Origin of the sequence: Halorientalis persicus (assembly GCF_900110215.1) — an archaeon.
GTDB lineage: Archaea > Halobacteriota > Halobacteria > Halobacteriales > Haloarculaceae > Halorientalis > Halorientalis persica.
This window is the reverse complement of the sequence record NZ_FOCX01000041.1, coordinates 1-24090: the sequence shown is the minus strand read 5'-3', so window position 1 is coordinate 24090 and position 24090 is coordinate 1. Positions and strand designations below refer to the sequence as shown.

At 58.0% G+C, this 24090-nt stretch carries 28 protein-coding genes and 1 pseudogene; 17 read left to right on the top strand and 12 right to left on the bottom strand.

Going from position 1 to position 24090, the window contains the following annotated elements:
* From BMX17_RS27615 to BMX17_RS22315, 3 genes are all read left to right on the top strand, one after another.
* Positions 1-111, top strand: a 111-nt coding sequence (locus BMX17_RS27615) for a helix-turn-helix domain-containing protein (protein ID WP_139203665.1), incomplete at its 5' end; no start/stop codon positions are given.
* A gap of 686 nt (positions 112-797) precedes the next feature.
* Positions 798-1064: a hypothetical protein gene (locus BMX17_RS22320; RefSeq protein WP_092664213.1), complete on the top strand. Its 267-nt coding sequence runs from the start codon at positions 798-800 to the stop codon at positions 1062-1064.
* A gap of 3 nt (positions 1065-1067) precedes the next feature.
* Positions 1068-1469 (top strand): PIN domain-containing protein, encoded by a 402-nt coding sequence (locus tag BMX17_RS22315; RefSeq protein ID WP_092664211.1) that lies wholly within the window; start codon positions 1068-1070, stop codon positions 1467-1469.
* Between the two features lie 151 nt (positions 1470-1620).
* On the opposite strand, the gene BMX17_RS22310 is transcribed toward BMX17_RS22315, so the two are convergent.
* Positions 1621-1896: a helix-turn-helix transcriptional regulator gene (locus tag BMX17_RS22310; protein ID WP_092664209.1), complete on the bottom strand. Its 276-nt coding sequence runs from the start codon at positions 1894-1896 to the stop codon at positions 1621-1623.
* 335 nt (positions 1897-2231) lie between these two features.
* Between BMX17_RS22310 and BMX17_RS22305 the strand changes: the two genes are divergently transcribed.
* Entirely contained in the window at positions 2232-3242 is a 1011-nt protein-coding gene (locus BMX17_RS22305; RefSeq protein ID WP_092664207.1) for a sensor histidine kinase, read from the top strand.
* 244 nt (positions 3243-3486) lie between these two features.
* Here BMX17_RS22305 and BMX17_RS22300 read toward each other — a convergent pair whose 3' ends face one another.
* On the bottom strand, positions 3487-3681 hold the full coding sequence (locus BMX17_RS22300; protein WP_092664205.1) for a hypothetical protein: 195 nt from the start codon (positions 3679-3681) through the stop codon (positions 3487-3489).
* 182 nt (positions 3682-3863) lie between these two features.
* Here BMX17_RS22300 and BMX17_RS22295 point away from each other — a divergent pair, with 182 nt between their 5' ends.
* The 7 genes and pseudogenes from BMX17_RS22295 to BMX17_RS22275 all read left to right on the top strand — a co-directional run bounded on the left by BMX17_RS22295 (position 3864) and on the right by BMX17_RS22275 (position 9158).
* Positions 3864-4319 (top strand): endonuclease/exonuclease/phosphatase family protein, encoded by a 456-nt coding sequence (locus BMX17_RS22295; protein WP_139203664.1) that lies wholly within the window; start codon positions 3864-3866, stop codon positions 4317-4319.
* Between the two features lie 78 nt (positions 4320-4397).
* Positions 4398-4676 (top strand): hypothetical protein, encoded by a 279-nt coding sequence (locus tag BMX17_RS22290; RefSeq protein ID WP_139203663.1) that lies wholly within the window; start codon positions 4398-4400, stop codon positions 4674-4676.
* A gap of 8 nt (positions 4677-4684) precedes the next feature.
* Positions 4685-6100 carry a M48 family metallopeptidase gene (locus BMX17_RS22285; protein WP_170845522.1) on the top strand — a complete coding sequence of 472 codons (1416 nt, stop codon included), beginning with the start codon at positions 4685-4687 and terminating at the stop codon, positions 6098-6100.
* A 344-nt stretch (positions 6101-6444) separates the two neighbouring features.
* The gene (locus BMX17_RS25500) at positions 6445-6987 is read left to right on the top strand and encodes a hypothetical protein (protein ID WP_139203662.1); all 543 of its coding nucleotides are present in this window, start codon (positions 6445-6447) and stop codon (positions 6985-6987) included.
* A 21-nt stretch (positions 6988-7008) separates the two neighbouring features.
* On the top strand, positions 7009-7245 hold the full coding sequence (locus BMX17_RS25495; RefSeq protein WP_139203661.1) for a hypothetical protein: 237 nt from the start codon (positions 7009-7011) through the stop codon (positions 7243-7245).
* A 63-nt stretch (positions 7246-7308) separates the two neighbouring features.
* Positions 7309-7428, top strand: a pseudogene (locus tag BMX17_RS25490) (IS1595 family transposase); the annotation flags it as partial.
* Between the two features lie 149 nt (positions 7429-7577).
* Entirely contained in the window at positions 7578-9158 is a 1581-nt protein-coding gene (locus BMX17_RS22275; protein ID WP_092664195.1) for a hypothetical protein, read from the top strand.
* 457 nt (positions 9159-9615) lie between these two features.
* Here BMX17_RS22275 and BMX17_RS27110 read toward each other — a convergent pair whose 3' ends face one another.
* The 3 genes from BMX17_RS27110 to BMX17_RS22260 all read right to left on the bottom strand — a co-directional run bounded on the left by BMX17_RS27110 (position 9616) and on the right by BMX17_RS22260 (position 11258).
* Complete coding sequence (locus BMX17_RS27110; RefSeq protein ID WP_280141431.1) at positions 9616-10545, bottom strand: dienelactone hydrolase family protein; 930 nt, start codon at positions 10543-10545, stop codon at positions 9616-9618.
* A 231-nt stretch (positions 10546-10776) separates the two neighbouring features.
* Positions 10777-10971: a hypothetical protein gene (locus BMX17_RS22265; RefSeq protein WP_211611427.1), complete on the bottom strand. Its 195-nt coding sequence runs from the start codon at positions 10969-10971 to the stop codon at positions 10777-10779.
* On the bottom strand, positions 10971-11258 hold the full coding sequence (locus BMX17_RS22260; RefSeq protein WP_092664189.1) for a hypothetical protein: 288 nt from the start codon (positions 11256-11258) through the stop codon (positions 10971-10973). Before BMX17_RS22260 ends, BMX17_RS22265 begins: the two co-directional genes overlap by 1 nt.
* A gap of 152 nt (positions 11259-11410) precedes the next feature.
* Here BMX17_RS22260 and BMX17_RS27610 point away from each other — a divergent pair, with 152 nt between their 5' ends.
* The gene (locus tag BMX17_RS27610; protein WP_092664187.1) at positions 11411-11662 is read left to right on the top strand and encodes a winged helix-turn-helix domain-containing protein; all 252 of its coding nucleotides are present in this window, start codon (positions 11411-11413) and stop codon (positions 11660-11662) included.
* Here the strand turns inward: BMX17_RS27610 and BMX17_RS22250 are convergent.
* Both BMX17_RS22250 and BMX17_RS22245 read right to left on the bottom strand, forming a co-directional pair.
* Positions 11620-11889: a MarR family transcriptional regulator gene (locus BMX17_RS22250; protein WP_244515082.1), complete on the bottom strand. Its 270-nt coding sequence runs from the start codon at positions 11887-11889 to the stop codon at positions 11620-11622. The two genes, BMX17_RS27610 and BMX17_RS22250, sit on opposite strands and share 43 nt — an antisense overlap.
* A gap of 264 nt (positions 11890-12153) precedes the next feature.
* Positions 12154-12345 carry a hypothetical protein gene (locus BMX17_RS22245; protein ID WP_139203660.1) on the bottom strand — a complete coding sequence of 64 codons (192 nt, stop codon included), beginning with the start codon at positions 12343-12345 and terminating at the stop codon, positions 12154-12156.
* A 356-nt stretch (positions 12346-12701) separates the two neighbouring features.
* Between BMX17_RS22245 and BMX17_RS22240 the strand changes: the two genes are divergently transcribed.
* The 3 genes from BMX17_RS22240 to BMX17_RS22230 all read left to right on the top strand — a co-directional run bounded on the left by BMX17_RS22240 (position 12702) and on the right by BMX17_RS22230 (position 17868).
* Positions 12702-13502 (top strand): hypothetical protein, encoded by an 801-nt coding sequence (locus BMX17_RS22240; RefSeq protein WP_092664183.1) that lies wholly within the window; start codon positions 12702-12704, stop codon positions 13500-13502.
* Positions 13495-13728 (top strand): hypothetical protein, encoded by a 234-nt coding sequence (locus tag BMX17_RS22235; RefSeq protein WP_139203659.1) that lies wholly within the window; start codon positions 13495-13497, stop codon positions 13726-13728. Before BMX17_RS22240 ends, BMX17_RS22235 begins: the two co-directional genes overlap by 8 nt.
* 1041 nt (positions 13729-14769) lie before the next feature.
* Positions 14770-17868, top strand: a complete 3099-nt coding sequence (locus BMX17_RS22230) for a DUF5817 domain-containing protein (RefSeq protein ID WP_139203658.1) — start codon at positions 14770-14772, stop codon at positions 17866-17868.
* A 329-nt stretch (positions 17869-18197) separates the two neighbouring features.
* Here BMX17_RS22230 and BMX17_RS22225 read toward each other — a convergent pair whose 3' ends face one another.
* The 3 genes from BMX17_RS22225 to BMX17_RS22215 form a co-directional block, all read right to left on the bottom strand.
* Positions 18198-19091, bottom strand: a complete 894-nt coding sequence (locus tag BMX17_RS22225; RefSeq protein WP_092664177.1) for a hypothetical protein — start codon at positions 19089-19091, stop codon at positions 18198-18200.
* A 125-nt stretch (positions 19092-19216) separates the two neighbouring features.
* Entirely contained in the window at positions 19217-19561 is a 345-nt protein-coding gene (locus BMX17_RS22220) for a toxin-antitoxin system TumE family protein (RefSeq protein ID WP_170845523.1), read from the bottom strand.
* 89 nt (positions 19562-19650) lie between these two features.
* Positions 19651-20166: a DUF7342 family protein gene (locus BMX17_RS22215; RefSeq protein WP_092664173.1), complete on the bottom strand. Its 516-nt coding sequence runs from the start codon at positions 20164-20166 to the stop codon at positions 19651-19653.
* A gap of 274 nt (positions 20167-20440) precedes the next feature.
* On the opposite strand from BMX17_RS22215, the gene BMX17_RS22210 reads away from it, so the two are divergent.
* Positions 20441-20770, top strand: coding sequence for a PadR family transcriptional regulator (locus tag BMX17_RS22210; protein WP_092664171.1), 330 nt, complete (start codon positions 20441-20443; stop codon positions 20768-20770).
* 742 nt (positions 20771-21512) lie between these two features.
* Here the strand turns inward: BMX17_RS22210 and BMX17_RS22205 are convergent.
* Positions 21513-21902, bottom strand: coding sequence for a DUF7970 domain-containing protein (locus tag BMX17_RS22205; protein ID WP_092664169.1), 390 nt, complete (start codon positions 21900-21902; stop codon positions 21513-21515).
* Positions 21903-22787, bottom strand: coding sequence for a ParA family protein (locus BMX17_RS22200; RefSeq protein ID WP_092664167.1), 885 nt, complete (start codon positions 22785-22787; stop codon positions 21903-21905). It lies immediately after the preceding gene.
* A 327-nt stretch (positions 22788-23114) separates the two neighbouring features.
* Here BMX17_RS22200 and BMX17_RS22195 point away from each other — a divergent pair, with 327 nt between their 5' ends.
* Positions 23115-24071 carry a hypothetical protein gene (locus tag BMX17_RS22195; protein WP_092664165.1) on the top strand — a complete coding sequence of 319 codons (957 nt, stop codon included), beginning with the start codon at positions 23115-23117 and terminating at the stop codon, positions 24069-24071.
* Positions 24072-24090: the final 19 nt, after the last annotated feature.

The following is a 24090-nucleotide window of genomic DNA, read 5'->3' as shown; positions in this document are numbered from 1 at the left end:
ACGCAGGCAGAACTCGCCACGGAACTTGATCTTTCGTCAGGGACGGTCGCGGACCACCTCCGCCGGATTGAGAACAAATTAGCGTCGACAGTCGCCAATTCGTGGGTCTAACAAGCAGTCGCAGCGCAACCGGGCGTCAGGAAGAGTTGTCGGTTATGCCATCGAATCGGTCTCGGTAGTCCTCGACCCCGATAACCTGCCTTGTCTCCTCGTGCGTGGGGTCGCTATCAGCCGATACCACCGTCGGGTCCAACTCCCATCCTCGATCCAGGGACGGGCTCGATCTCGATCCGGCAAGCCGAGGTCATTGAGGCGCTGGAATCGCCGATCGACGATCTGGCCTTCCCGGCCGACCCACTGCGCGATCGCGATGCCCACTGCGAGGTCCGGATGACCGATGGCCAAACCGAAATTGTCGTCGCTCGAATCCCGAAGTCGGCGCTGGAGAACCCCTCGGATTCCGGACATCGGGGGTGGGCGTCTGACCGGATTTCGGCGCAACCGCTCAGATTTCCGAGTTCCCTCCCGCGGGCGCGGGTCACGAATAGGCAGGGACATCCCCCCGCGCGTTCAGGGGGCACCCCACCCTCCCCCAAACGGTCGCGCAGTTTTCTCAAAAATTTCTGAGAGAAACGTCTGCGTGGTTGGTGTGTCGGCGGTGGCGGTGTTGCTCGCGACAGTGCTCGCGATGGCTGGGATCAAGCTGGACTGCGTGCCATTGTACACAGGAACAACGGGAATACAGCCAGCTTTACGGGAATCCTTTTGACTCTTCCCGTACTACGCGTACATACGCCATGTCGAAGTCGACAGACGAGCGGGGGCGGCTTTACCTGCCGAAAGCGGTTCGCGAGCGGTTCGGTGAGCAGTATCGCATTGTTGAACTCCCGAGCCATGTTGCGCTCTTTCCCGTCGACGACGACCCGCTGGCGGGGCTCCAGGCGGCCGTCGGCGATGCCTTCGCCGAGACGGACGCTGATGCGTTGCAGGGACAGGCGCGCGAGGCGATTGCTCGCGAGGCCGACGCCGAGGCGGGCGAGCGGTCCCAGGACAGCGGGGAGTGAGCCGTGTACGTCGAAACTGACTTTCTCATCGCGCTGGTGAAAGACGACGACTGGCTGCAGGACGCGGCCATCAACGCCTTGGAGGAGTACGACGAGATCCATACCTCGATCCTTGCGTATGCCGAGGTGCTGGTCTTGTTCTATGACCGCGAGGCGGCCGCATACGAGATCGATGCGCCACGGGCGATTACCAACCTGCTCGAACTGGTACCGATCCAGCCGGCCGAACACGAAGACGCGGTGCTTGCGGCGGCGGCGTTTCTCGATGAGTACGAACTGACGCCGTTCGATGCACTGCATACCGGCCTCGCCACAACCGGTGGTGAGCGTGTTCTCTCGACCGAGCAGGACTACGACACGGTTGGCCTCGACTGGCTCCCGCTGGGGCCCGACGCCGCTGAGTGAGGGCTGCCGGGGGCGACCCAGACCGCGTCGGGCGCTCGCGAGTCCTACGGCGGGCGTGGGAACCGCCCGTGTGTGGGCGGGCACGTAGGCGAGTGGTGTGTCTGCACTACTACGGCGGCCGGTCGCGGCCAGGCGGTGGCTGGCCGGGTACCTACCAGTCGCGGTATTGCTGTTCCCACTCGCGCCGGGCCTCGATCTCGCGGCGGCTGCGCTGGGTAATCGTATAGGCGTTGGTGCGGCGATCCTTCGAACTCTTCTCGACCAGTCCCTTTTCGACGAGCGTATCGAGATTCGGGTAGAGGCGGCTGTGGTGGACTCCTGACTCGTAGTAGTCGTTTATCTCGTCTTTGAGCGCGAGGCCATGGGGTTCGTCCAGACCGGCAATCACGTACAGGAGATCGCGCTGAAAGCCAGTCAGATCGTGCATATCTGCCCAGAATAGCCAGCCTGCTGTCTTGAATGTAGGGTGAAATGATCGGGGCGTCCCGAGTGGCTGCCCGCCAGTACAACAATGAGCGGACGCCGGATACGCATCTCTACTAATCACACTTAGTATATTTTACACAATTATTCTATACTGGAAATTTAGGAATGATACAAGTTACTCACTGGCAAATCGATCGACATGGGCAGCCGCCACGCTACTGCTCCCCGAACCATCAGGGTGGCCACTTCTCGTCGGGCAGGGTTCGACCACATCCCCTGCCTGGGCCATAGCTACGACGCCAGACCAACACTCCAGCAGCGGTGGTGGATAGACCTATGACTCAGAACTTGCTCTGGCTGTTACTCTACACCACACTCCCGCTGATGAGCCTCATCGCAGCTGGACTCATCGCCGGCTGGTTCGTGCTCACCTCCAATCACTACCAGTTACTCGTGATGGTTGCGCTCGTCGCTGTCATGAGCCTCCATCAATTCGGTGAAGCGGCAACGTTCCTCACGTCGGGCGTCGTCCAGGCCAATCACCTGCTAGAGATTACCGAAACGAGCGCGAACTTCCTTGCGGCTGGGTCCGTGTATATTGCTGCCGTCGTCACCGAACACCGCCGGCTTCAGAGCGACAATCTCGCTGCACTGCTTCGCTTCCTCCGCCACGACCTCCGGAACGACCTCAACGTCACGCTCGGTTGTCTCGAGGCGGTCGAGGCAGAGCAGTCCGATGGTGCGATCGCTGAGCGGGCCCAGACCGCCCGGGAGATGCTCACCCGGTTCGTCCGGAAAGCGGAGCGAAGTCGCCTTGTCGAGCAGTTCTTCAGGCACCCACCGGTGACACAGCGACTCGCCCTTGGCGAGCTCCTTCAGGCGGAAATCAGCGCCCTCCAGGAGCAGAACGCATCCGCACGGATTTCAGCGACTATCCCCACCGATGTCGATGTGCTCGCTGGCGCGTTCCTTGAGGATGCACTTCACGTCCTGCTCGAGTATGCCGCCACTCACAGTACAGGTGACCGGCCACTCGATATTCAGGTCACGGAACGGGCGCGGACTGTTGCGGTGACTATTCAACTGCCGGAGTCGGACCTGTCGTCGGATCACTGGGAAGTCTGTCTGCACGGCGATGAAACCGACTCACAGCACCACAGTGTCGGCCTCGGGCTGTTTTTCGTGCGGACCGTCGTCCAGTACTATGACGGGACGATTGCTTACCAGACGACCGATGACGACACACACCAGATCACGCTCTCGCTGCCACGACCCACGCGGCGTCAGCTGGCGGCACACGCGCTGTTGCCCAAGCACCACCACTGGGTCTTTCGTGTTAGCGGCTGACCCATCACTCTGTACAGACGAAGGACCGTTCAGAGTCCATCAGCGTCCTTCAACAACCGCAACAGTAGACCCAGAGCCAGTATCATAACGACGGCGAAGGTAATTCCGATAATAACAGTCCCTGTGCCGACCATACTTGCTCTGAAGTGTATATCCTCAAGAAGATACTGGCTCGAAGTACCTCTTTTCGATATTACGCAATCTGATCAGTTCGCAGGGACACTGAACACGGGCGGTATCGCTGTCAACAGTCGTGCTCTCGCACCCGCTCGGGCAATCCAACCCGCCCACAGCTGGGATACTCGGCGAGCCCCTTCGGGATCTCCGCATCGAGTTCCAGCAGCGCCGCGTGGATGTGTTCGCGCGCAGCGGGCTCTAACGCCCGCGTGTAGGCCTGTGCCAGCTGCGTCCCGACGACATCGAGATCCACGTCGTTCATCACGCACGCACCCCGCTGTTCCAGGCTTCGCCGAGGGTCTCGAAGAGTCGCCGCGTCTGCCGCCGGCGGCACCCTGTTAACCAATATGCGCAGTCCTCGGCGAGTGTGTTAGTTAAGGTGGATGCAGCGGGGAACCTACGCAGTGCAAAGAGAGAACTGCTATCGAGTGTACGTACTGTCACATGACAACAATTGCAACGTGGAATTGCAATATGGCGTTTCGGCAGAAGCATGGGCAGCTGTTAGAGCGGGATGTCGATATGCTCGTTATTCCAGAGTGTGAAAATCCATCGACGAAAGGCGACTGGCATGAGTTTACGGATTGGGCATGGATCGGTGAAAACGACAACAAGGGCCTTGGCGTGTTTACCCGAAATGTGATCGCTATTGAGTCGACGACCGAGTTCGAAGGCTACCGGTATGCGTTGGCTGTCACGATTGACCGACTGACTCTTCTGGGCGTGTGGGCGATGAATGAAGAGCAGCACCCACGCCAACGATATATTGGGCAGGTCTGGACGGCCCTACAGAATTATCCCGGGTCTATTAGCGATAATATGGTCGTCCTTGGGGATTTCAATTGGAATCACATCTGGGATGAGTCGCCTAAGAGCCCGCTATGTGGGAACTTCTCTTGAATGGGACCGTGAGTTCCGCGAGATCGTCCTGATGTGCCTCGTCTACAACATCAAACAATACGTGACCCGCTAATTCCAATGCCCTATGGCGATTCAATGGAGCCGGATATCCTCATTACCCATCCCAAGGGTGGTATCTCGATTGAGGTGAAACTCGGCGACACCAACCTTGCAAAGACACGCGACACTGCAGCGCTCGTCGAGCAACACTTTCGGGGCGAGTGGACACATATCCTCCTGTTGCCGACGGATCAGCGCGGAGTGGATGTGATTATTAAACCACTACGAAATGCCGATATTACGGAAAGCTACTTGGGAAATGACATCAACGACGATATATGCAGAATATTGGGTTGAAATTACGGATGGGTCTTGCAGCGGGAGTTATTTTGTTCACTTATGTTCTCATAATGGACGTTGTAATGTCTTTTTTATTCGATGGCGCGAGCCTCGCTAATCTCAAGTGGGCTACTATCTTGTTTATTGCCACGTGTGTGGGAGTTACCATGACATACATAATGGGTGTCTCGAGACTTTCGCAAGAGAATATAGTATCGTCCGATAATTTTCCTGAACTCGCTAGACGTGCGGATAGATTAGCAGATGAGATGGATATAGCAAGGCCAAACATTGCGGTTGGGAAAATGGGCGTTCCAAATGCTTACGCAGTTGGTCGGCAAAATAAGGGGTATGTTGTTATCTCCACGGAACTTCTGGACACGCTCACCCTCGATGAGGTCGAGAATATTATGGCGCATGAGTTTGCCCATTTGAAAAATCGGGATAGTATAATTACGACTATTGGCACTACTGTCACCAAGATCTTGGGGTGGGTCGCTTATATCACTGGAATTGTCGTGGGATATATGACGTACACGCTTGTCAAGATAGTAAAGAGAATACTTGGGGAACCATACTATTCTGGATTTCCGACACACCAACAAGCCCAGATCAAACTCCTTGCAGACACTGCACGCGATTTTATGACTGGCTTCCTTACTATTTTCACTCGTGCGCTCTCACGCCAGCGGGAGTATATCGCCGACGAAACAGCGGTCACGTTCACTGAGAAGCCAGGAGCCATGCAATCTGCTTTGAAAAAAATCTCGAGTACACATTCAAACTCATCATCCCAAAACAGTGATGGGAGTGAGAGCCAGACATCTCATACTGGCGCCCCGGATGCGCTCTGTATTCATTCAGAATTCGGCGGCGCATTTGAGGCGTTGTTCAAGACACATCCTTCCATGGATAGCAGAATATCTAGAATAGATAAAATCGCTTCTACTGATCAGTCTAGCTCAAATACAGTGGAGAACACTCGGAGTGATAATAGGAGTACAACTAGTTCGGGTCGAGAATACAACACTGCATATGGAACCGTCGTTAGTGGTACAACAAACGGACGTGCATCTATACAGACCGAACTTGCAGCTGATGGTGCCTTTCATCTAAGTAATATCAGTGAGGATCTTTCGGCTGGTGATAAGGTACGTCTCTACTATGCTACCCGTGATCCAACAGCTGCCGATATCAAGGATATTGAAATAGTGAGGCAAAACAGCACGTCAAAAATGGCGAAGGGGATAGGCAGAGTCAAGTCAGTCAACGGTACCAGAATCGCAGTTCAATCTGAACTTGCCGACGGCGGTGTGTTTTATTTGAGTAATGTTCAGACTGAAGTGTCTCCTGGTGATCGAGTACACCTCTACTACCCAAAGACACAGTCTAATCCATCTGCAGGCGACATCAAATCTGTCCGTCCCATTGCCAACGAATGAGTTAATCAGTGGTCTCGAATCACGCGAACGTCAAATACGCCCCAATATAGTTAGAATATGATAGTATTCGTGTTGGTCTACAAAGATGATCCTGTTCTGCGATTAGAATAGTACACTCGGCGACTCAACGATCCTTCCGCATACCGCCGGAGTAAGGTGTCTTCCGAGAGAAGAAGCTCTGGAAGCTGGTACAGGATGCACAAGGAAGTTTGCGCTCAATATTGTTGCTAGTATTGAAAGTCGCGACTCATCCCCCACCAATTGTCTCTGACTATTTAATAATCCCTATAACAGGTGTTGATATGAAGCTAACACTTTAGTTATTCTGTTATAAGGCACAATTGATGGCTCTTGAACAAAGAGACGGGTCAAAAAATAAGAAATTATCTAAGTATACGCTGCCAAATGAAACGGTGAAGACAGTAGTGGCGGGTGCGGGAAGGCTATTTGCTGTAACGGATCGGCGTGTTCTGAATGTTAAGAAGGGGTCGACAAGCGCCGGACGGGAAATCGAAGAAGTGGAGAGTACCCTTTTTAACGATGTGTCAAAAGTGAATGTAGTCGCGAAAGGAGATACTGGCACATTTGACATGACGAAACTAATCGCTGGTATACTGGCTATACTAGTTGGTTTATTTATGTTCGTTGTTGCTAATGATGCCTATGGCACCGAACAAGGACTCCTGTTTCTTATCGCGATCTCGTTCCTTCTTCTAGGAGCATATCTGCTGTATAACGCGAAAACAACCTCGCCAGGAGATATCGTAATCACATTTGAATATGTTGGAGAAGATGGGTTTATCGCTGACTCATACATACTTCCAGCAGACCAGACTGATACTGCCCACGAAGTTGTGAGGGCCGTTGGCGAACCAAATGCTGATTGAACTATACTGCTGGCTACCGCGATGTCGCTGTCGAACTCGCTGTGGGACTTCAACATCGAGTTCCAGCAGCGCCGTGTGAATATGCTCCCGCGCCGCGGGCTGCAACGCTCGCGTGTAGGATTGCGCCAACTGGGTCTTGACCACATCGAGATCCACGTCGCCCATCAGCCGCTCACTCCACTGGCCATCGCATCGCCCCAGGTCCGGTACAATCGCCATGACTGCCAGCCATCACCGACCACCATAACCAACATATGATGGAGATCGGCGGTCGTGTTAGGTAAGACAGAGCGACCGTCGGTCCGCCGTTCAGTACAACCTGACCATCGAACAACTGTGCACAAAGAGAAATACGTCTCGCCTGATTGTGTCAACATTAAGCAAACTGAGTACCTCTTTTCGCCTGTGCAACCGTGGCTGCGGAAGTGCCGCGGTCTGTCCTAATTTGCACTACGCCGTTGTGGACTCATTAAGCAAAGGAGAACGAACCATTAAGTCTGCCGCCCGATACTTACCGAAATACATCATTCATGAGGAGACACATCGCGTTCGGCGTTCTTTTTTGCAGTATACTCTGTGTACTTGCCGCTATGATGGGCGTTGCAGGGGCTACCGCAACCGACTCCTCGGGTGAGCAGGTGAAGGGCGAGTTCACCGATGGCAGGAGCGCCGAGGGGAGTATACAGACGAACAACGAGACGCGTATCGCGGTATTTCTCAACGGTACGAGGTTGCCTGCCGGAGGCGAACGCACCACTGGAGATAACCCTAATCTGAGGGTGTCAGTGTCCGCTCCGACGACAATCGAGGCAATATCAGTCCGAATTGATGGGACAACACGCCGAACATACTTCCCAAACGCGACATCGTTCTCCGAGTCCATGACGCTGAACACCAGGGGGGGCAAGCATGCGCTTACGATAGTCGTCGAATCAACGACGACTGCGAGTTACAATGCAACTATCATTAGGGACGCAGCCGCACCTCGAATCCAGTTCGATTCCCCATTCACGACCAGTGTTATCGAATCTCCACCGGATGAATATGTGACCCGCACCTCACAGGTTGTCATGGGTGGGTCGCTTTATGATCGCAGTGACATCGAATACATCGAGTTCACACCGAAATACTACACTGGATCAGGAAGCGATGAGCGGTTCGAGACACGGCGTACCGTCCGAATCGAGGACCCAGGGACACAATTTAATGAAACAGTTCGACTGATCTATTTCACCCAACAGAAGCGAATCACGAACCTCATTCAGATTCGTGTAGCAGATACTTACGGCCACGTACGGACGTACTCGACCAATTTCGATATTCTTGATAACCGTCAACCGACAGTTGACGTACAAAAGCTGACACCAGTGTTTGAGCACGGCGCAGTCGAGGTTACGTTCACGGTGCAGGATGCTGTCGGCATCGAAAACGTGTTACTCCAGTCCAATAGCGTCGAAAAAGCGGGGAACAATTATCTCTATCGGCGACCTGCAGCCACGACTGCCCCAGCACCCCGTGAACTGACGTTCACTGAGCGGATTCGTATTGTGGACCCGTCAGGGCGAATCGAGATCGCTGTCGAAGACCGGGCTGGGAACACGAATAGGTATGTAGAGCGGTTCAATTCCAGTGAACTCATCCGACCAAAGATACGAATCAATCGCAGTACATACCTCAGCAGTGAGCGAACAGTATCAGTCACAGGTGCGGTATATGACGGACAGGTGTCCAGTGTTCGTGTCGAGACAGTGGCTGCCGATGGCAAGGTGATCGAGTCACAGACAGTCTTCGGTGGCGGTATCAAAACCAGCGTTCCAATTGACGCTACTGTTTCCACAAGTCCATCGTTCGAAGCTGTCGTTGTGCGGGCAGTTGATTCATCTGGGGTCGAACATACGCAGCGGCTCTCGATAGCCGGAATCAAAGGGGTGGGCGCAGAGGGATCGCGCCCATCGCCACGATCGGAGACACAGACTCCCTCCGAGGAGACAATGGTGCCAACAACGACGACATCACAGCCGCCTACAATGACCACGTCAACGACTTCAGCGGCAGCGACTGGGTCGATTGTTAACAGTATTCTATCATTACCGGTGTTCAGAATCATGGGGATTGTCCTAGCACTCGCCGCAGTCGCATCATATGCTGTGTACAAGTTAACGCGAGTGTGAATCACGCCGGGCCAACCCCCAAGGCTTCCGCTGTGTTGATTAGCGTTCCGCTGAACGAGAATGAACCCAACCTGTCTCTACGAACACTATTCTTAGCTGCTCGGTAGACCTAGATTGTAACACCCACGAAGACACCGCTATTCAACAGAGCAGATCGATCTGGCTCTCGACCACGTCCAGATTAACGTCGCTCATCAGGCATCACTCCGGTGTTCCAGGCGTCCCCGAGCGTCTCGAAGAGCCGGCGCGTCTGCCGTCAGTGGTCCCCTGTTAACCAACACACGGTGGCTCCCGGTGGTCGTGTTGGTTAAGAGTATTTTATATATCGGGGCCCGGTCGTGGCCGGTGCAAAGGCTGCAGCGCTCCTTCTTGTACTCTGTGCTGTCTTTCTGTATCTGGAACCAGCTCCGTGAGCTATCCCATGCGATAAAAATACGGTGGACCTCTTCCGGCTGGGCTATCCGTTGCTGTCGGATTGTGTACGGAGCGTGCTGTTGAGGAAGCGTAGGGTCTTGTTCCAGGCGTCTCTGGTTGCTTCTGGCTGGAACGACTCCCCACTCGGGTTAGCGAAGGCGTGACGGGCACCCTCGTACACGTAGATCTCCCGCTGGATGCCAAGTTCACCGAGTGTTTGGTTAAATTCACGGATGTTCTCGATCCCGACAACTTGGTCTTCGGACCCGAATATACCGAGCACAGGCTCATCGATTTGCTGGAGTGTTGTACGGTCAGTTGTAAGCGTCCCGTAGTAGATGACTGTTGAGTTCAGGTTAGTATCGCTCAGACTTAGCTGAAGGCTCTGCCCACCACCGAAACACCACCCGAGGCTTGCTACCTGGGTGGTGGTAAATGAGAGATCACGCACTCCAGCAGTTGCCCGGTGCATCTTCTGGACTGCTTCGTCGGGGTTCTCTCGTACCTCGCCTGAGAGTTCGGCTGCATACGACGAGTTACCCGCAACGCGTCCACCGTACAGGTCCACGGCAAAAACGACGTACCCCTGCCCGGCAAGGATATCAGCCATGTGGCGAATGTTCTGGTTGAGACCCCACCACTCGTGGATCATGATGACCGACGGATAGTCCCCGTCGGCAGCCGGCCGCGCGAGATAACCCTGTGTCCCGTTAATGGTGGTATTCTCTGTGGTGATGGGCCGTAGATTCTGCGCACTGAAGATATCTGCATTCGAATCAGCAGTGACTGCTTGGCAAGTGCCGTCCTTCTTAACTGCACCAGGTTGGCACCCCGTGTGAGGCGTTTGCGTATACGCTGCGTCTGCTGTTCCTGCGTCCTGCTCCGTTGGCGACTCTTGTGGCGTTGGCTCCGGCTCATCTGCTGTCGATTCAGTCGGCGATACGCCAGAACAACCGCTAAGCAGTAGCAGCATGGCAGTGACCACTGCCAAAGCTTTGACGCGCATCTGTCGTACCCGGGGACTGGATTGATATAAAAGTACGCCAGCAACGACTACTGACGCGACTAATGAGGCCGCTGTTTATATGTACAACAGAGGGGTCGCGACCTTCCCGAGTGTCTCGATTTGTTTTGACCACAGCAGTGCACACGCGACGCGTCTTATATGCAGCAGCCGTTCTGCATAGAAACCGGGGCGAAGACCTCAGCAGTCGTGCTCTCGCACCCGCTCGGGCAGCCCCACGCGCCCACAGCTGGGGCATTCCGCGAGCCCCTTCGGCACCTCGGCATCCAGTTCCAGCAACGCCGCGTGAATATGCTCCCGCGCGGCCGGTTGCAACGCTCGCGTGTAGGCCTGTGCCAACTGGGTCTCGACGACATCGAGATCGACCTCACTCATCATGCACTCACCCCATTGTTCCAGGCATCGCCGAGCGTCCGGTGGAGCCGCCGTGACTGCCACCCATACGCGTCGGCCACGGCGTCGGCGTACTCATTCACGTCGCCGCCGTCGAGGAGCTTCCGCCCGCGGCCACCGTCCTCGCGGATGATGTGGACGGTGTTGGTCTCGCGGTCCCAGAGGTGGTGTGCGCCACGATCGTCGACGCCAACGAGGATGTAGGCTGGTCGGTAGTCGGTACCAGTCGTGCCGACAGATTGATTGTCGGCGGCGTGTGCTTTCGACATGGGTATCGACGGAACCCGGCCCGCCTGTCTCAGCAGGCGGGCAGTTTTCACGCGAATTCGTGCCCTGGAGAGCCGGGTTTCCGTAGTTAATCCATATAGTCCTACCACCATTAATCTTTTCCAATTGGAAAGCAATGGCCTAGATAGGGAGCATGGTAGGCCGCACACCCAAAGTGTCTGATGAAGAAATCATGAACCACATTCGAGAAGTTAATGATCCGTTTGTCACGGCAAAAGAGGTTGCAGAGGCAGTCTCTTTGTCAAGACAGGCGGTCAACAATCGACTTAACAATCTCCATGATCGGAATTTGGTGGACAAAAAGTCAACCGGCAGTGGTGTAGGGTGGTGGGTTACTGAGGGCTACGATCCTTCTGATTCTGCAAAGAATGACTGCCCTTCCTGAGTTATCCAGAACATCCGGCGGCCACCCGCTGTCTTGCTATTGAGGTAGCCTTTCTGCTCCAGCTCGTCTAGTCGGTTGTGGATTCCTTGCCGAGACATATCCAACTCATCAGTGAGTTCAGAAGCTAAAAACACAGGATCTGGGTTGACGACAAAAACCCGAAGAATCTCGGTGTCACTTACAGTTGGCTTCCGGCCCGGGTTTCCCATTGACTTCTTCTTCAGCATGAAGGGCAAAATCTCATGTGGTTGATATCATATTCCATATGTAGTCTAGTTTCCGTACAGCAAAGAATGAAGTAGCGTGGACATAATGGGGATGCTAGGGAAGTCTACGCGGCAATGAGTTCGCCTCTTTAGAAAGGCGACGACCCGAGCCAAGCGGGTCGCCGCGGTGGGCTTCCTGTCATGCCAGGAAGCCATGTCAGAACACAACGCTCCGTCTGATAAACCGGCCGCATCGACAGCCAACCACGCCCCGGATGGTGGTCGCTAATGTACGGCGACCAGCGCGTCCTCACCTGCGAGGAGTGCGGAACCACTGGCCCCGATGTCCAACCAGTCACCGTCGACGGCCAGCGCCGGCCGCTGTGTCCCACGCACAATCACGTCCTGCTGGCCGGTGAGCCGGTTGGGGTCGGCCCAACAGTCGGTTCCGGAGGTGGGGACTGTGCGTAGCTTCACCAACCGCGCGCGAACTCGTAATTCTCCCCTTATCCCACAAACCCGGCTCATATTCGCTGAATCCGCTTATAAATGCATCTGCGATTTAAATGGGGGCGACTGGTTCCATGCACCCCACATTCCACTAGCAGTTGGACCAGCCAAACCGCATGACTGCAGTGGGTGTGCCCGGTCTTTGAGTCGGGCCAGCCATGTCATGACTGTGCCAGGGTTTGAAGTATCCGATACCTGGCCCCTCGAATACGTGGACGGAGCCAGATTGGGCAGCACCGAAAGGCGACACGCACACCAACAGACAGCGTTAGCGCACTGTGCTAACCTTGGCATCCGAGACGGTTTCGCTGGAGGTGGGGCCGATGTCTGAGGCCGACGCGATCACGGTCTGGCCAGAGTGTGACGCCGCCGAGATTCACTCGAATGTCGGGACGCCGTTCGCACCCGACCCGGCCGACACCGAATATACCTGTGGCAACTGTGGTGCGACATTCGACGAGCCCCTCAAGCGCGAGAAACAGCACCCGGGCGGCCGGCGCGGACTCGCCGGCCACCTCGCCGACGAGGACACCACCCTCCGATCCGATGGCGGCCACCGCCTCGATGACCCACTCGGCCCCGATCCGGGCGATCCCGCCCAGTGGTGTCGCGACTGCGGTCGCGAGCGTGCCGGGATGTGTGCCTGCTGTGGCAGCCCGCTCTGTGCCGCCCACCTCGACGACGACTACTGTAGCGCCCACGTCACGATCGACACGCGCGTCGGCTCCGTCCCCGCGTGCATCCGCACGCTCGCGAACCGCCGCGTGGTCGTGCCTGATGCGCCCACGTTCAACAACGCCCGCCCACAGCGAGCGCGCCTGCCCGACGCGCTCATCACCCGCGCTCGCGAGCACGTGCAAGCCGCGCTCGATGAGCTGGACCAGGCCACCGCCCCGACCGTTATCGAGACACTGCTGGCGGCCACCGATGCCCTGCGCTTTGGGCTGACGGCCCCAAACCCGGCCCGCCGGGCCGGCTGGCTCCAGACGGCCGCCCAGGCACTCACACAGGCCCTGGCCGCCCTCGATGATGCCAGCCTCCAGCCACCACTCACGACAGCTGCCGCCCGCCTTGAACAGTTGGGCGCGGCCGCTGACGCCCCCGGAGGTGCGCGCGATGGGTAGCACCCACGAGTTCCCGGACCCGCGCCCGGTCACGTGTGCCTACGAGCCGACGTGTGGCGGGGCTGCCCAGTTTGCCATCAACGTCGCCGTCGATGCTGCCGACACCAAAGCGATCCTGGCCTGCCCCGACTGCGTTGCGACGTTTCTGGATGGCTACGGCACTACCGAGACACAGGTTCGAGAACTGGAGCCGGCAGAGCGCTGGCGAGGTGGCTGGGATGCGTAACTGCGCGCACAGCCAGCAGTGGCGACGGGCTGTGTCTCACTGCAGGAAGTGGGGGCAGTCGGTCCGCGTAGGGAGTTTGGATGACATCTGCCCCCGCCAGCAATTGGCCCTTGATTCTAACAATACTTTCGGCGCTGCCCTGTCGTATCGCGCCGGCACACCCCAGCCGCGACACGCTGCTGCCAGCCCCTCCCGAGCACTGTTAGCACCCCCCGGCAGAGCCGGGGGTGAAAGTAGAGACTGGGGGCAGGGGGTTCTCGAAGGGAGCTCTGTTGAGGCCTGCCCCCATTCTCGGTTGTCGTTCATCTCAAACAACGGTTTCGACTTCGGTATCTCACGCTGGGTGGGCGGCCGTATCGAGCCAGTTGGGCGACAGCGTATGCCGCGCGTCAGACGCACCCGGCGACGGCCCCGGTACTTTCAAGCCCCATCGCTGTGTCACCTCTCACCATCAAGATACGCACACCACAGACCCACCGCTAATGGGTTGGTAGGAAAGGGAGGGAGAATCGCCTCCCCCGGTTGGCTACCTAATCCTTCCTACCGACCTGCAATAAGTGTTCCCCTCAGTCAGACGCATCTCCGTCTGCTGCTGGGGGGGCGTCCGCCGAGCAAGTTGCATCGTGAGCCGAGCGCCCGTCGTTCAGATCCACCAGTGGTAGACACACCTTTCGCCTGCACCGGCCCCGATCGCACGAGTCCGCCCAACCCTGGCCCGCGTGTCGCGCTGTGGCGAGTGCGTCGGCAGGTCAGCGCCGCCGGACAGCCCAGCTGGGCCAACCGCCCGGCGGCGGGGCTAGTACTTAAGTTCGGGCCGTTTGAACAGCTACAGCGACACGACCGGCTCCACACACGACACCTGGAAAATGGGACCGAGACGCCGAACGAGGGTTCCAGCGCACCACCACTGCCCTCGCGGCTTACGTCTCATTTCTCCAGCCCGGCTAATAAGCGTTCCCCACAGCCAGCGGTAGCGCTGTCCAATTGTGGGGCTCGTGCCCGCCTGCGTGGCCAGAGCCGTGTCTCTAGTCAGTCCTGAGTATGGCCGGCCCACCCAATTCCCCCGACCGCTTTGCCGTGCTTGGCTGCCGTGAGTGCGAGGCACTCTGGGTGGCCGAGCACTACCACCAGCAGGACCGGGTCGAGTGTCCCCGCTGTGGGCACAGTCGCGACCCAGACCTCGTCAAGGCCCAGGCCACGGCCGACAATTGGCAGGTCGCCTGCGAGCAACGCGCGCGGCTACTGGCCCGTCGCGCCGGTGAACTCGGGGCGTACATCGGCACCGTCGATGACTACGGGCGGCTGGAAGACGAAATTGACTGCACGGTTCCGACGACCTCGCTTGAGCAGGATGCTGGCTACCATGCTGTGTTCGGCGATCTCGTCGACGAGCGGCTCGATCAGTGGGGCGAGCAGCGCCGGGCCGTTCTTCGCGATGAGGCCGATGCCTACCTGGAGCGCCGCTTTGGCACGCTCGACACCGACTTTCAGTACAACACTGACCGCACACTCGATTTCGAGACTGCCGGCGGCTCGCTCACGCCCTCGTTGAACGACGGTGGCGACGTGCGGGCCGCCATTCACGCCACCGCCGACAGCGCGCCGGCCGACCTCTGGACGACGATCGCCACGTCGAATGGGTTCCAAGACGCGCTCGTCGACGCTGTGCGCGAACTCTGCCAGGGGACGACCCACGCTGATCGGGCCGCGACGCTTCGGGAGGCAGGGGTGACGGCGGCCAACGGTGGCCTCGCGACCGTCCTCGCGGCGCTCGATCGCCCGGCCGATGATCCCGCTCACCAGGACGCACTGGAGGTGGTCGCCGGGATCGGCCAGGACGGGGCCACCGACCTCGGCCACCTGCCGATCGAACTCATCACGGACGGCCCGCTGGCGGCACTGGATGCCGCTGCACTCGTGCCGAGTGTGTCGGTGCTGTTGCCGGAGGGCTTTCGCGACCGCCGGCGCGAGCAACGCGAGACGACGCTGTGGCTCCTGTGTGCGCTCGGGCGGGTCGCGGACGTGCGCGTGACCATGACCGGGCTGGTCGCGAGCTGGTTGCGCTCGGAACATCGCGATGAGCTGCCGGCTTCGTTTAGCGCGCAATGCATCGCCGGGCAGGACAGCCGGGCCACCTCGACGCGACTGCGAGCGGCCCACGACCAGCTCGATCCTGAGGGTCGGGCCGTCGAGGTACTCCGGACACTCGCCGCTGAGCCGGCGCATACGCTCTCCTATCACGAACTCGTTGCCCAGAGTCCCGTCAGCAAAAGCCGCATCAGTCAGCTGCTGGGGACGCTCGAAGAGCTTGCACTCGTTGAGCGGTATGGGCCACGCACCGCCAAGCGTGTCGAACTCCTCCCACTGGGAACGGCGTATCTGGACACGCTGGCCGCCGATGCCGACCGGGGCCAGGAACTCGACGCCCTATTTAGCGAAACCGGAAGCCAGCCTGACAGGCCGTGTAATCCCGCGCACACGAGGGCCGGGGGGGATGACCCCGACGACACCGCCGACCGCGACGCCGACGGCGCTGGCCCCTACCGCACCCGCTGGCTGTCCCGGCCCCAACACGCCGCCATCGCCGGGACCGCCCGCAACGGCGGCGTGACGACCGTCGACGCGCCACTCGACGCGACCGACGCCGAGCAACGCCGCACTCGCTACGCCAGCTACGACGCCGATCGCGACGAGCTGGTGCTGTCGAACTGGGTGACTTCGCCACTCCAACACGTGGTGAGCACTGCACTGACTTTATCGACGCCGAAGGTCCTGCAGGCCGCTTTGCCACCGGACCGGCTCGACGATCTCGATCTCGATCCGGTCGCAACCCGGTACTGCCGGTGTATCGGCGGCTTCCCCGAGGAAGCTGAAACCGATCCGCAGGTCCTCCTGGACAATCTCGTCGAGTGGGGCCAGGAACTGGCGGCCATGACGACCGATCTCCAGCACGAGGAGTACGCCGATCGCGATGCCTTCCGGGGCCGAATCATGCAGTCAGCGCATGGCCTAGCCGGGTCGATCGTCCATCTGCTCGATGAGGCCGGCGTCACCATCCATCGCGAACTCCTGCTGGCGCCGGGCCTGGATCACGACACACTGGACTCGATCCGAGCGACGCTGCTCCATGAAGCTCAGATCCAGTCGCAGTACCGCGATCACACGGTCTACCGCCAACTCTACGAACAGCGGCCGGACAAGGTGCGCCAAGCCCCACTCGTCGACGTTGACGCCGCCGATCCCTTCGGCGAGTACATCGGCTCGCTGACGATCCGCGGGCCCCACGCCAGCGATCTCGGCCAGCATCTCGAAGGCTCCCTCCGCAGCGCCAGGAAGCCGACGCGTGAGGACGCCCCCGAAATCGCCGTCCGACTCCCGATCGGGACGGCTGGTCGCGAGGCCTACGCCGCAACGATCTCGCGGCTGTGCAGCCAAAAAAACCTCCACAGCACTCGGGAAGCCGTCACGCTGTGCCGGGCGCTGGCGGCCAGTCCCCATGCCGTTGCCGACGGCCTGCACTGGCTGGAACGCGAGGACACGCCGCGGGATCTCCGCCTCGACGAGGTCCGATACGCCCTGGCCCAGCTGGGGCCGGCCCGGCTCCTCCCTGAGGCAGCGCCAACGGTCAGCGCGGCGGTCGCGACGCTGCTGCAAGCCGCCCAACCGCTTACCCAGACGGAACTGGCCGAACGGGCCGACGTGTCGACGCGGTCGCTCCGGAAGTACGTCGACGTACTGGCAGCGCTGGATCTCGTTCGCGAGACCGAGAGTGGCTACCGGCTGGCGCTGCCCTTCCAGGTCGACGACCGTAGCGACCGGATCTGCCCTGAACCAATAAAGAGCCAGTCGACGACTGCGACCGAACTGCTCTGGGACGTGGCCGATATCCTCCTGGACGAGCCGATGCGGCTGGGCAACCTCGACGATCCGGTCGGGGCCGCATTCGCCCATCCCGTCGATTATGACCTGTTACGACGGGAATGTCCGCGGATCAACCCCTGGGTTCGCGTCGCCAGACTCCTCTGTGGCGCTCCGGATGCTGAGGATCGTGTCGTGCAGTTCGGACAGGTATATAAACAGATGACGTTGCCGGAACAGCCAAAGTCGGCTTCCGGTCTCGCTAAACGAACTGGGGACTAACTGAACAGGCCACCGTCGTCCTCAGCCATCCGCTTGTGGATCGCTTTCAGGTCGTCCGCAATCATGTCGACCTTTTGCTCAATCCTGCTGTGTTCACACCACTTTTTTACTGGACACGTTGTCCGCACCCGTTTTAGTGGGGCCTGTCCGCACCCTCTGTCCGACTTCCCTCTCGAAACTTTGTCCGCACCCTTACGCGAATGGCCACGGGTGCGGACAGTCGAATCAGCGGCTCACACGCCGGTCACTGAATCAGCAAACAGGTGCGGACAATTTGGACGCGTCCGTATTAATAGAGGGAAACAGGGGGTGTAGCAGCAGGGGGTCGTTCAGGCGCCATTACCTTGGCTCATGATCTTCTTGTGGAATGTATCGAACGTTTCGATACCAGCCAGCGCGTGGTGTGTCCCAGACACTGGGTCAAGGTAACTGTCCAACCGCGACGGCCGATACTCGCTCGGATTCTCGAACGGTGCGTTCGGGAAATCAAAGTCGTTGACGCGACGTTCGAGGATGTTGATCGTTCGGGCTGCGGTTTCACCATCGGGAAAGAGCCAGTACACGCGTGGCTTCCACCCTTTTTTTGCGTCCGCAGCCAGCTGCACGAAGCCACGATACTTCCGCGCTATCTGGGCATGATCGTTGTGGCCGGTCTGGACTTCGCAGGCACGCGGGTACGTATACTCGTATTCGGCGATCGCGTCAGGCTGGGGGCCTGATCCAGTCGGATAGAGTGTGAAGCCATCATCTGCGCCATCCAATTTGAGTTCAAGGAATTGTCGCACGCCGTACCGGTGCAGCAATCCCTCGTTTTGCTCGCCGGCGAGCACTGAGTCGGTTTCCTTTTCGGTTGGGAGTGTACCCCAGCCGCCGAACTCACGCCGCCACAGAGCACCGAACAGATCGTCGATGACCTGCCGGCCAGTCCGTGTCGGGCGGTACTTGACCTCTTTACGGCAGACATACGCCGACTCCTCGTGGAGGATATCGAGCGTCCGCAGCCGCTCGACGGCCTGCTTGAGGATATCGTACTGATCAGGCCGTGCCGACACCAACTCCCGGAGACTTGGCGGGCGCTCGCGACCGATGTAATACCCGCCCGGGAGCTCCATGCCGTTGTAGTAGAGGAGTACGCGCCAGAGAATGTGCCGTTCGGCGCGCGAAAACGAGACTGCAAGGTTGTGCGACTCTTCAAAGATCGCGTCCGGATCCAAATGAGTCATCAGCGGCGCTTCGAATCGATATATAAAATATATCGGATCGGTGTGCGTCCTCGAAACGCAGTCAGGGGACTGGCAACACAGGTTGGGTGGGCCCGGACTGGGCTTTCCATGATGCTCTCTGCTGCCTACCGCTGCGCCCACAGCGTGTCGATGCGATCTTCGATGGCATCAAGCACGTGCTGGCACACGTCTCGATGGTCGGCTGGCCATTGGGGAGCTTCTGCGTCAGTCCGACTGGCGGCCGGCGGCGGATGAAAGTGCCCTCGCGTGTTGTGCGCGTCCGGGTGCCGGTCCCAGCGACACTGCCACGTGCTCTCCTGGCGTGTTTCCTGATAGTGGATGCTGAAATCATCATTCCGATACCAGCGGATCTCAAGCCGCGCCGACACCGTCCCAGGGCAGTAGTCCTCGGCCACCTCCATACGGAGGTGGACGTTCCTTTCTGTGACGATCGCCGCCGACTTGGCCAGCCGGCTGCCACTGAATCGGGACTGCATCCGCTCTAGGATGGGTCGGTCTATTGGTGCCGGACTTGCACCGGAATCAACCGGGACCATCGTCAGCTGTGTGATGGCGTGGCCGATCCAGCGGCCTTTCGCCGCGCACGTTCGTGCAGGTGGCGTTCCTCCATCGCGGTGGCCCACTCCCCGAGATCAGCGTACACTGCGTCAACGTCCGCTGCGGGGTACGCAAGCACATCGACAGCTGCGGGCGTGTCAGCATCGTACTCTTCGCGATAGGAGTCGATCTGATCGGTCAACTCTGATACACGGGTCTGCAATTCCTCAACCGTGTGATTCTGAGCCAGTTCGTTCACCCGTCGCCACTCGAAGTAGTCGTCGTTGCGTTCGTACCTGGCTGGCCGACCCTCGTGGTGAATCACGATTCCAAGATCCGCATAGAACGACAGGTGGGTACGAGCTGACTCCTCGGAACACCCCGCTTCCTCGGCGATTGCAGCAGCCGTCATGGGCTCACGCGCGTGCAACACGGCTCCATACACGCGCTGTTTCGTGTCCTCGCCCTCGAAAGGTCGATCGAACGGCGGCGGCCCATCGCGAGCATCTCCTGACATACGTGACTTACGAGATTTCTCCATATATTTTTCCTCCAGCCAAAATATATTCACCTCTCCCGGCTGGATTCACCATACCCTCTTTCATAAAACTCTGCCTGGCGGTTCTGTACGGCCCACTCTGCAGGCGATGGCCATCTCCTCAATATGGTGGCCGATGTGTCCCATTGGATCGCCGTTCGCGGGCCAGAAGGTTCAAACGCAAAACTCCATTAGTTGTTGTGAACTCGCGGTTGAATCGCCGGGCCCTAAACTCCGGCATAGAACCCCACACATGAGTCAGTCCGAATCCCCCACCCACGATGACGTATCGGCTACCGATCTGAGCACGTTCGAGAAGGAAGTCCTCTTTGCGATTACCGAGATCGAGGCGGCTGGTGATGAGCCCTACGGGCTCGCGATCAAGTCGCGGCTTGAAGACCAGCTCAAGATGGATGTTAATCACGGCCGGCTCTACCCGAATCTTGACGAGCTTGTTGAGCGAGGGCTGATCGAGAAATCGGAACTCGACAAGCGGACCAACGAGTACAGCCTCACCGGTGCTGGCAAACAGCTAATTACCGAGTATGCCCAGCGTCTTGAAGCACTCGCCGAGAAGCTCTGATCTAAACCGATAGCCCGCACCGAACGCTTTCTGCAGGCACTGGTGGGGCCGGATTCCCACGCTGGCCTGATTTAATGGTATGGTAGCCATGGCTGACCCTCGCGGCGTTGGATGAGAGACGCCGTCGGCCATGGCAACAGGACCATCTACATTGCTGTACAAGAATCTAGGGTTGCTCGGGAGAGACGGTGGTCAGAGGTGACCAAGGGCAGGCGACGCAGGCCACGCGACTGCGCGTACCTGGCGTCAGTGCGGTGTGACACTGCAACAGGTACATCGGCAGCCGTTCCTGCCCACCTCGTTCTGTGGATAAGACGATAACAACGGTGCTGGTGACGCAAACAGGTGTCTGACACTCTGCCTGCGGCTTTCTCTGCACAAGTCACTATTGCTCATGCTTGAAACGGGGCCCGACTACCCGCCAAGATTGACGGGCCCCGGACAGGAACACGCGACAACAGTCCTGATGGGCGCTACAACAAGGCCCAGTGACTGTGTCGTGTGGGAGCAGGAACTCGTGCTCGTCCCGATTGGGTCGGAGCTGCCTGCCCATTCATCCATAGTGAGTACAGGGTTACAGCGTTTGTGGTTGCGTCGCTGCAAAGCCTGTAGTGACCTGTGCCTGTGAGTGCTAGGTTCGGGATGAGAGACGGCGATTCTCGCCACAGAATGAGGCAGGGGCGTTGATGGTCCCCAACGCCCTGCCCATATCACGCTTGTCGCGATATCTGTAAAACGGTTATTACTCCACTCGTTCGGCCTCGATCAGATCGGCAATCGCTTCGGGATGCTCGGCTGCGAACCGAAGCACCGCATCGTACTTCTCGCTTTGGGGTACGTCTCGAATGTCTCGCTCCCGGAGTTCACGCTCGAGGTCGAGATCGAGCATATCGTCGAAGATGTCCCACGTGGCCGGCCGCGCGTAGAGGGCATCCTGCTCGGTTTCGCTGAATTCGAAGGCGGGCTCGGTCAGCGGTGCAGACTCGTTGGTACTGTCCTCTTGCTTGTCGATGTCCTCGCTAGCTGCCTGGTCGGCGGCCCCATCGACCTCTGTGGGTTCCTCGCCGGCTTCGTCGCCATCGTCCTCGCGATCCTGCTCTTCGATCGCTTCGTCGAGATCATCGAACGCCATCTATCGAGCCACCTCCCCACGCTCGACGATTTCAGCTAGTTCCGCGTAATGGGCCAGCTGGTCACAGTCGGGATCGTAGTCTCGTAGCGGGAGCCCAGCGCTGTGGGCGGCGTCGATACTGCGTCGGTGCCGGATCCCCGGAAGCGACCCGTCGTACTCGCCGGCGTCGATGGCAGCCCAGTCGTCCTCCGAGAGGTAGGCGAAGTTGGGAACGTGCTGGGCGACGTGCTCGCGCTTGGTCATTTCCTCAAGGAGCGCGCGGTCGCGCGTCTGGTGATCGACGCGCTCCTGCAGATCGGTTGGCACAATCGCAAGGATGTTCAGATCGAAGTACTCCCGGGCTTCCTTTACCAGCCGTTGCAAGGTGTTTGTGAGGCCGCTCTCGTAGCCGTTTTCCGGTCGGAGTGGGATGATGATGTTGTTGGTCGCATACATGGCGTTGTCGTTGAGTTTTCCACGATTTGCCGGGCAGTCGATCACAATATGGTCGTAGGTTTCCCCGAGTAGCGGCTCGACCAGGTTCTTCGCGAGCCGGGTCGTGCCCATCGTCGCGTCCTTGAGCGCGTTCTGGACGCTTTCATAGTCGACGTGGGCCGGGAAGAGATCGAGTCCATCGACGACGTTCACGATGTACTGCTCTGGGTTCTGGCCATCGAGGAGGACCTCGCCGGCGTGGTTGATCGTCTCGTCGCTGTCAGCCCAGGCCTCGCCACGATACGCTGCGTCGAAGCCGAGATTGAGCGTCATGTGGCCGTTGTCATCGAGGTCGACCACGAGCGCCCGCCCGTTCCGACGTGCGAGCTCGCGCGCTGTGTTAAGGGATGTGGTTGTCTTCCCGAAGCCGCCTTTCAGGACGCCGAACGCCACAGCACGCGGCTCAGACACGAACGTTCACCTCTGGTCCCATACTCTCGTCATGTTGTCTACCTAACTTAGGTGTTTTGCGTGGTGTATCTAACTCACCTAATTCACCTAGCTTACCTAACTTACCTAATCTACCTAATCTAAATTGCTTACCTAATCTCCACTCATGTAGATCTGTATTGATATTGCGCGGATAAACCTCATTTCGCTATACAAATTCACTACTCTCAATTCTGATACAGGTGTCTGACGAATGACAGTGCAGAAACTTGTGTACCACGAGAATCTCGACTAACGGTACAAGCCGATTTATATGCGATAGAAAAAATAAATAATACAGTCACATCGATGGCAGATGGTCCAGACAAGCATCAGTTAGAAAACCGCGATCTCCGGCAGGTTCAACAGGATATTCAGAACCAATTCGATGAAAAGCGAGAGCTACAGCGGCGTGCTGAGCAACTCGTCAAGTATGTTCTGGTGCCCTTTGGTACATTATTGCCGATTCTCGCGCTGATTCTGTGGATTGAATCTGGTACTGTTCTCGAACTCTTCTCACTCAGGAGTCTCACGAGACTAATCACAGACTTGACTACAGAGACGTTCCTACAGGACTATCACTCAGAACTGATACTTGCTGTTGCTATATTTGGGACCTTCTCCCTTCTCGCTCATACCATTTATTCTGTGTTTGTGAAGTTCTTCCCGATGGCTATCGAACTAATATCCTCGGCAGAGATGCGATCGGGCGTAAAACCATCGCGATATGCGGCTCTGAACAGCGATACCACTGATAAAAAGGCTGAGCAATTACTTCTCTTGGATCTAATATCTGCCTTAGAACACAATCAGGAGATCCTCAACAACCTGCAGACACAGTTTGATGAGTCAGTACAGTATCTGCAGAACGGCGTTACGCTCCTCGTGGGGTCTCTTCTGGTAATTTTTGTCCCACTCATAACCCAGAGTTCGCTTGGCTTTGTGGTTGGTAGTGCTGGCGCAGCGGTTGTTGGAAGCCTCTTATTGCTGAATGAAGTCTCGCTGGCAAACTACGGTGACCTGCTTGTGCATGATCCGAAGACGGACCTTGCGATCGCTGTTGCCGTCCTCGCGATTCTGCCACTAAGTCTGTTTCCTGCTGCACCGCTCATTCTTTTAGGGCCACTTATCGTAGTGGTCATCCTCTCGGGTGCAGGAGTGCTGTGGTTTGCGATTCATGTTGATCTTGATGCGCGCCTCGCAATCGCGATACGGACACTGATTTTTACTGTAATCGCTCTTGTGAAGCACGTTGTTGATTTTTAGAGGACGGCGTCGAGAGCAT

Bases quoted from the DNA above. Each gene is read 5' to 3' on its own strand.
- BMX17_RS22320 (WP_092664213.1), top strand. From the start codon at position 798: ATGTCGAAGTCGACAGACGAGCGGGGGCGGCTTTACCTGCCGAAAGCG.
- BMX17_RS22310 (WP_092664209.1), bottom strand. From the start codon at position 1,896: ATGCACGATCTGACTGGCTTTCAGCGCGATCTCCTGTACGTGATTGCC.
- BMX17_RS22305 (WP_092664207.1), top strand. From the start codon at position 2,232: ATGACTCAGAACTTGCTCTGGCTGTTACTCTACACCACACTCCCGCTG.
- BMX17_RS22300 (WP_092664205.1), bottom strand. From the start codon at position 3,681: ATGAACGACGTGGATCTCGATGTCGTCGGGACGCAGCTGGCACAGGCC.
- BMX17_RS22295 (WP_139203664.1), top strand. From the start codon at position 3,864: ATGACAACAATTGCAACGTGGAATTGCAATATGGCGTTTCGGCAGAAG.
- BMX17_RS22290 (WP_139203663.1), top strand. From the start codon at position 4,398: ATGCCCTATGGCGATTCAATGGAGCCGGATATCCTCATTACCCATCCC.
- BMX17_RS22285 (WP_170845522.1), top strand. From the start codon at position 4,685: ATGGGTCTTGCAGCGGGAGTTATTTTGTTCACTTATGTTCTCATAATG.
- BMX17_RS25500 (WP_139203662.1), top strand. From the start codon at position 6,445: ATGGCTCTTGAACAAAGAGACGGGTCAAAAAATAAGAAATTATCTAAG.
- BMX17_RS25495 (WP_139203661.1), top strand. From the start codon at position 7,009: ATGTCGCTGTCGAACTCGCTGTGGGACTTCAACATCGAGTTCCAGCAG.
- BMX17_RS22275 (WP_092664195.1), top strand. From the start codon at position 7,578: ATGATGGGCGTTGCAGGGGCTACCGCAACCGACTCCTCGGGTGAGCAG.
- BMX17_RS27110 (WP_280141431.1), bottom strand. From the start codon at position 10,545: ATGCTGCTACTGCTTAGCGGTTGTTCTGGCGTATCGCCGACTGAATCG.
- BMX17_RS22265 (WP_211611427.1), bottom strand. From the start codon at position 10,971: ATGAGTGAGGTCGATCTCGATGTCGTCGAGACCCAGTTGGCACAGGCC.
- BMX17_RS22260 (WP_092664189.1), bottom strand. From the start codon at position 11,258: ATGTCGAAAGCACACGCCGCCGACAATCAATCTGTCGGCACGACTGGT.
- BMX17_RS27610 (WP_092664187.1), top strand. From the start codon at position 11,411: ATGGTAGGCCGCACACCCAAAGTGTCTGATGAAGAAATCATGAACCAC.
- BMX17_RS22250 (WP_244515082.1), bottom strand. From the start codon at position 11,889: ATGCTGAAGAAGAAGTCAATGGGAAACCCGGGCCGGAAGCCAACTGTA.
- BMX17_RS22240 (WP_092664183.1), top strand. From the start codon at position 12,702: ATGTCTGAGGCCGACGCGATCACGGTCTGGCCAGAGTGTGACGCCGCC.
- BMX17_RS22235 (WP_139203659.1), top strand. From the start codon at position 13,495: ATGGGTAGCACCCACGAGTTCCCGGACCCGCGCCCGGTCACGTGTGCC.
- BMX17_RS22230 (WP_139203658.1), top strand. From the start codon at position 14,770: ATGGCCGGCCCACCCAATTCCCCCGACCGCTTTGCCGTGCTTGGCTGC.
- BMX17_RS22225 (WP_092664177.1), bottom strand. From the start codon at position 19,091: ATGACTCATTTGGATCCGGACGCGATCTTTGAAGAGTCGCACAACCTT.
- BMX17_RS22215 (WP_092664173.1), bottom strand. From the start codon at position 20,166: ATGTCAGGAGATGCTCGCGATGGGCCGCCGCCGTTCGATCGACCTTTC.
- BMX17_RS22210 (WP_092664171.1), top strand. From the start codon at position 20,441: ATGAGTCAGTCCGAATCCCCCACCCACGATGACGTATCGGCTACCGAT.
- BMX17_RS22205 (WP_092664169.1), bottom strand. From the start codon at position 21,902: ATGGCGTTCGATGATCTCGACGAAGCGATCGAAGAGCAGGATCGCGAG.
- BMX17_RS22195 (WP_092664165.1), top strand. From the start codon at position 23,115: ATGGCAGATGGTCCAGACAAGCATCAGTTAGAAAACCGCGATCTCCGG.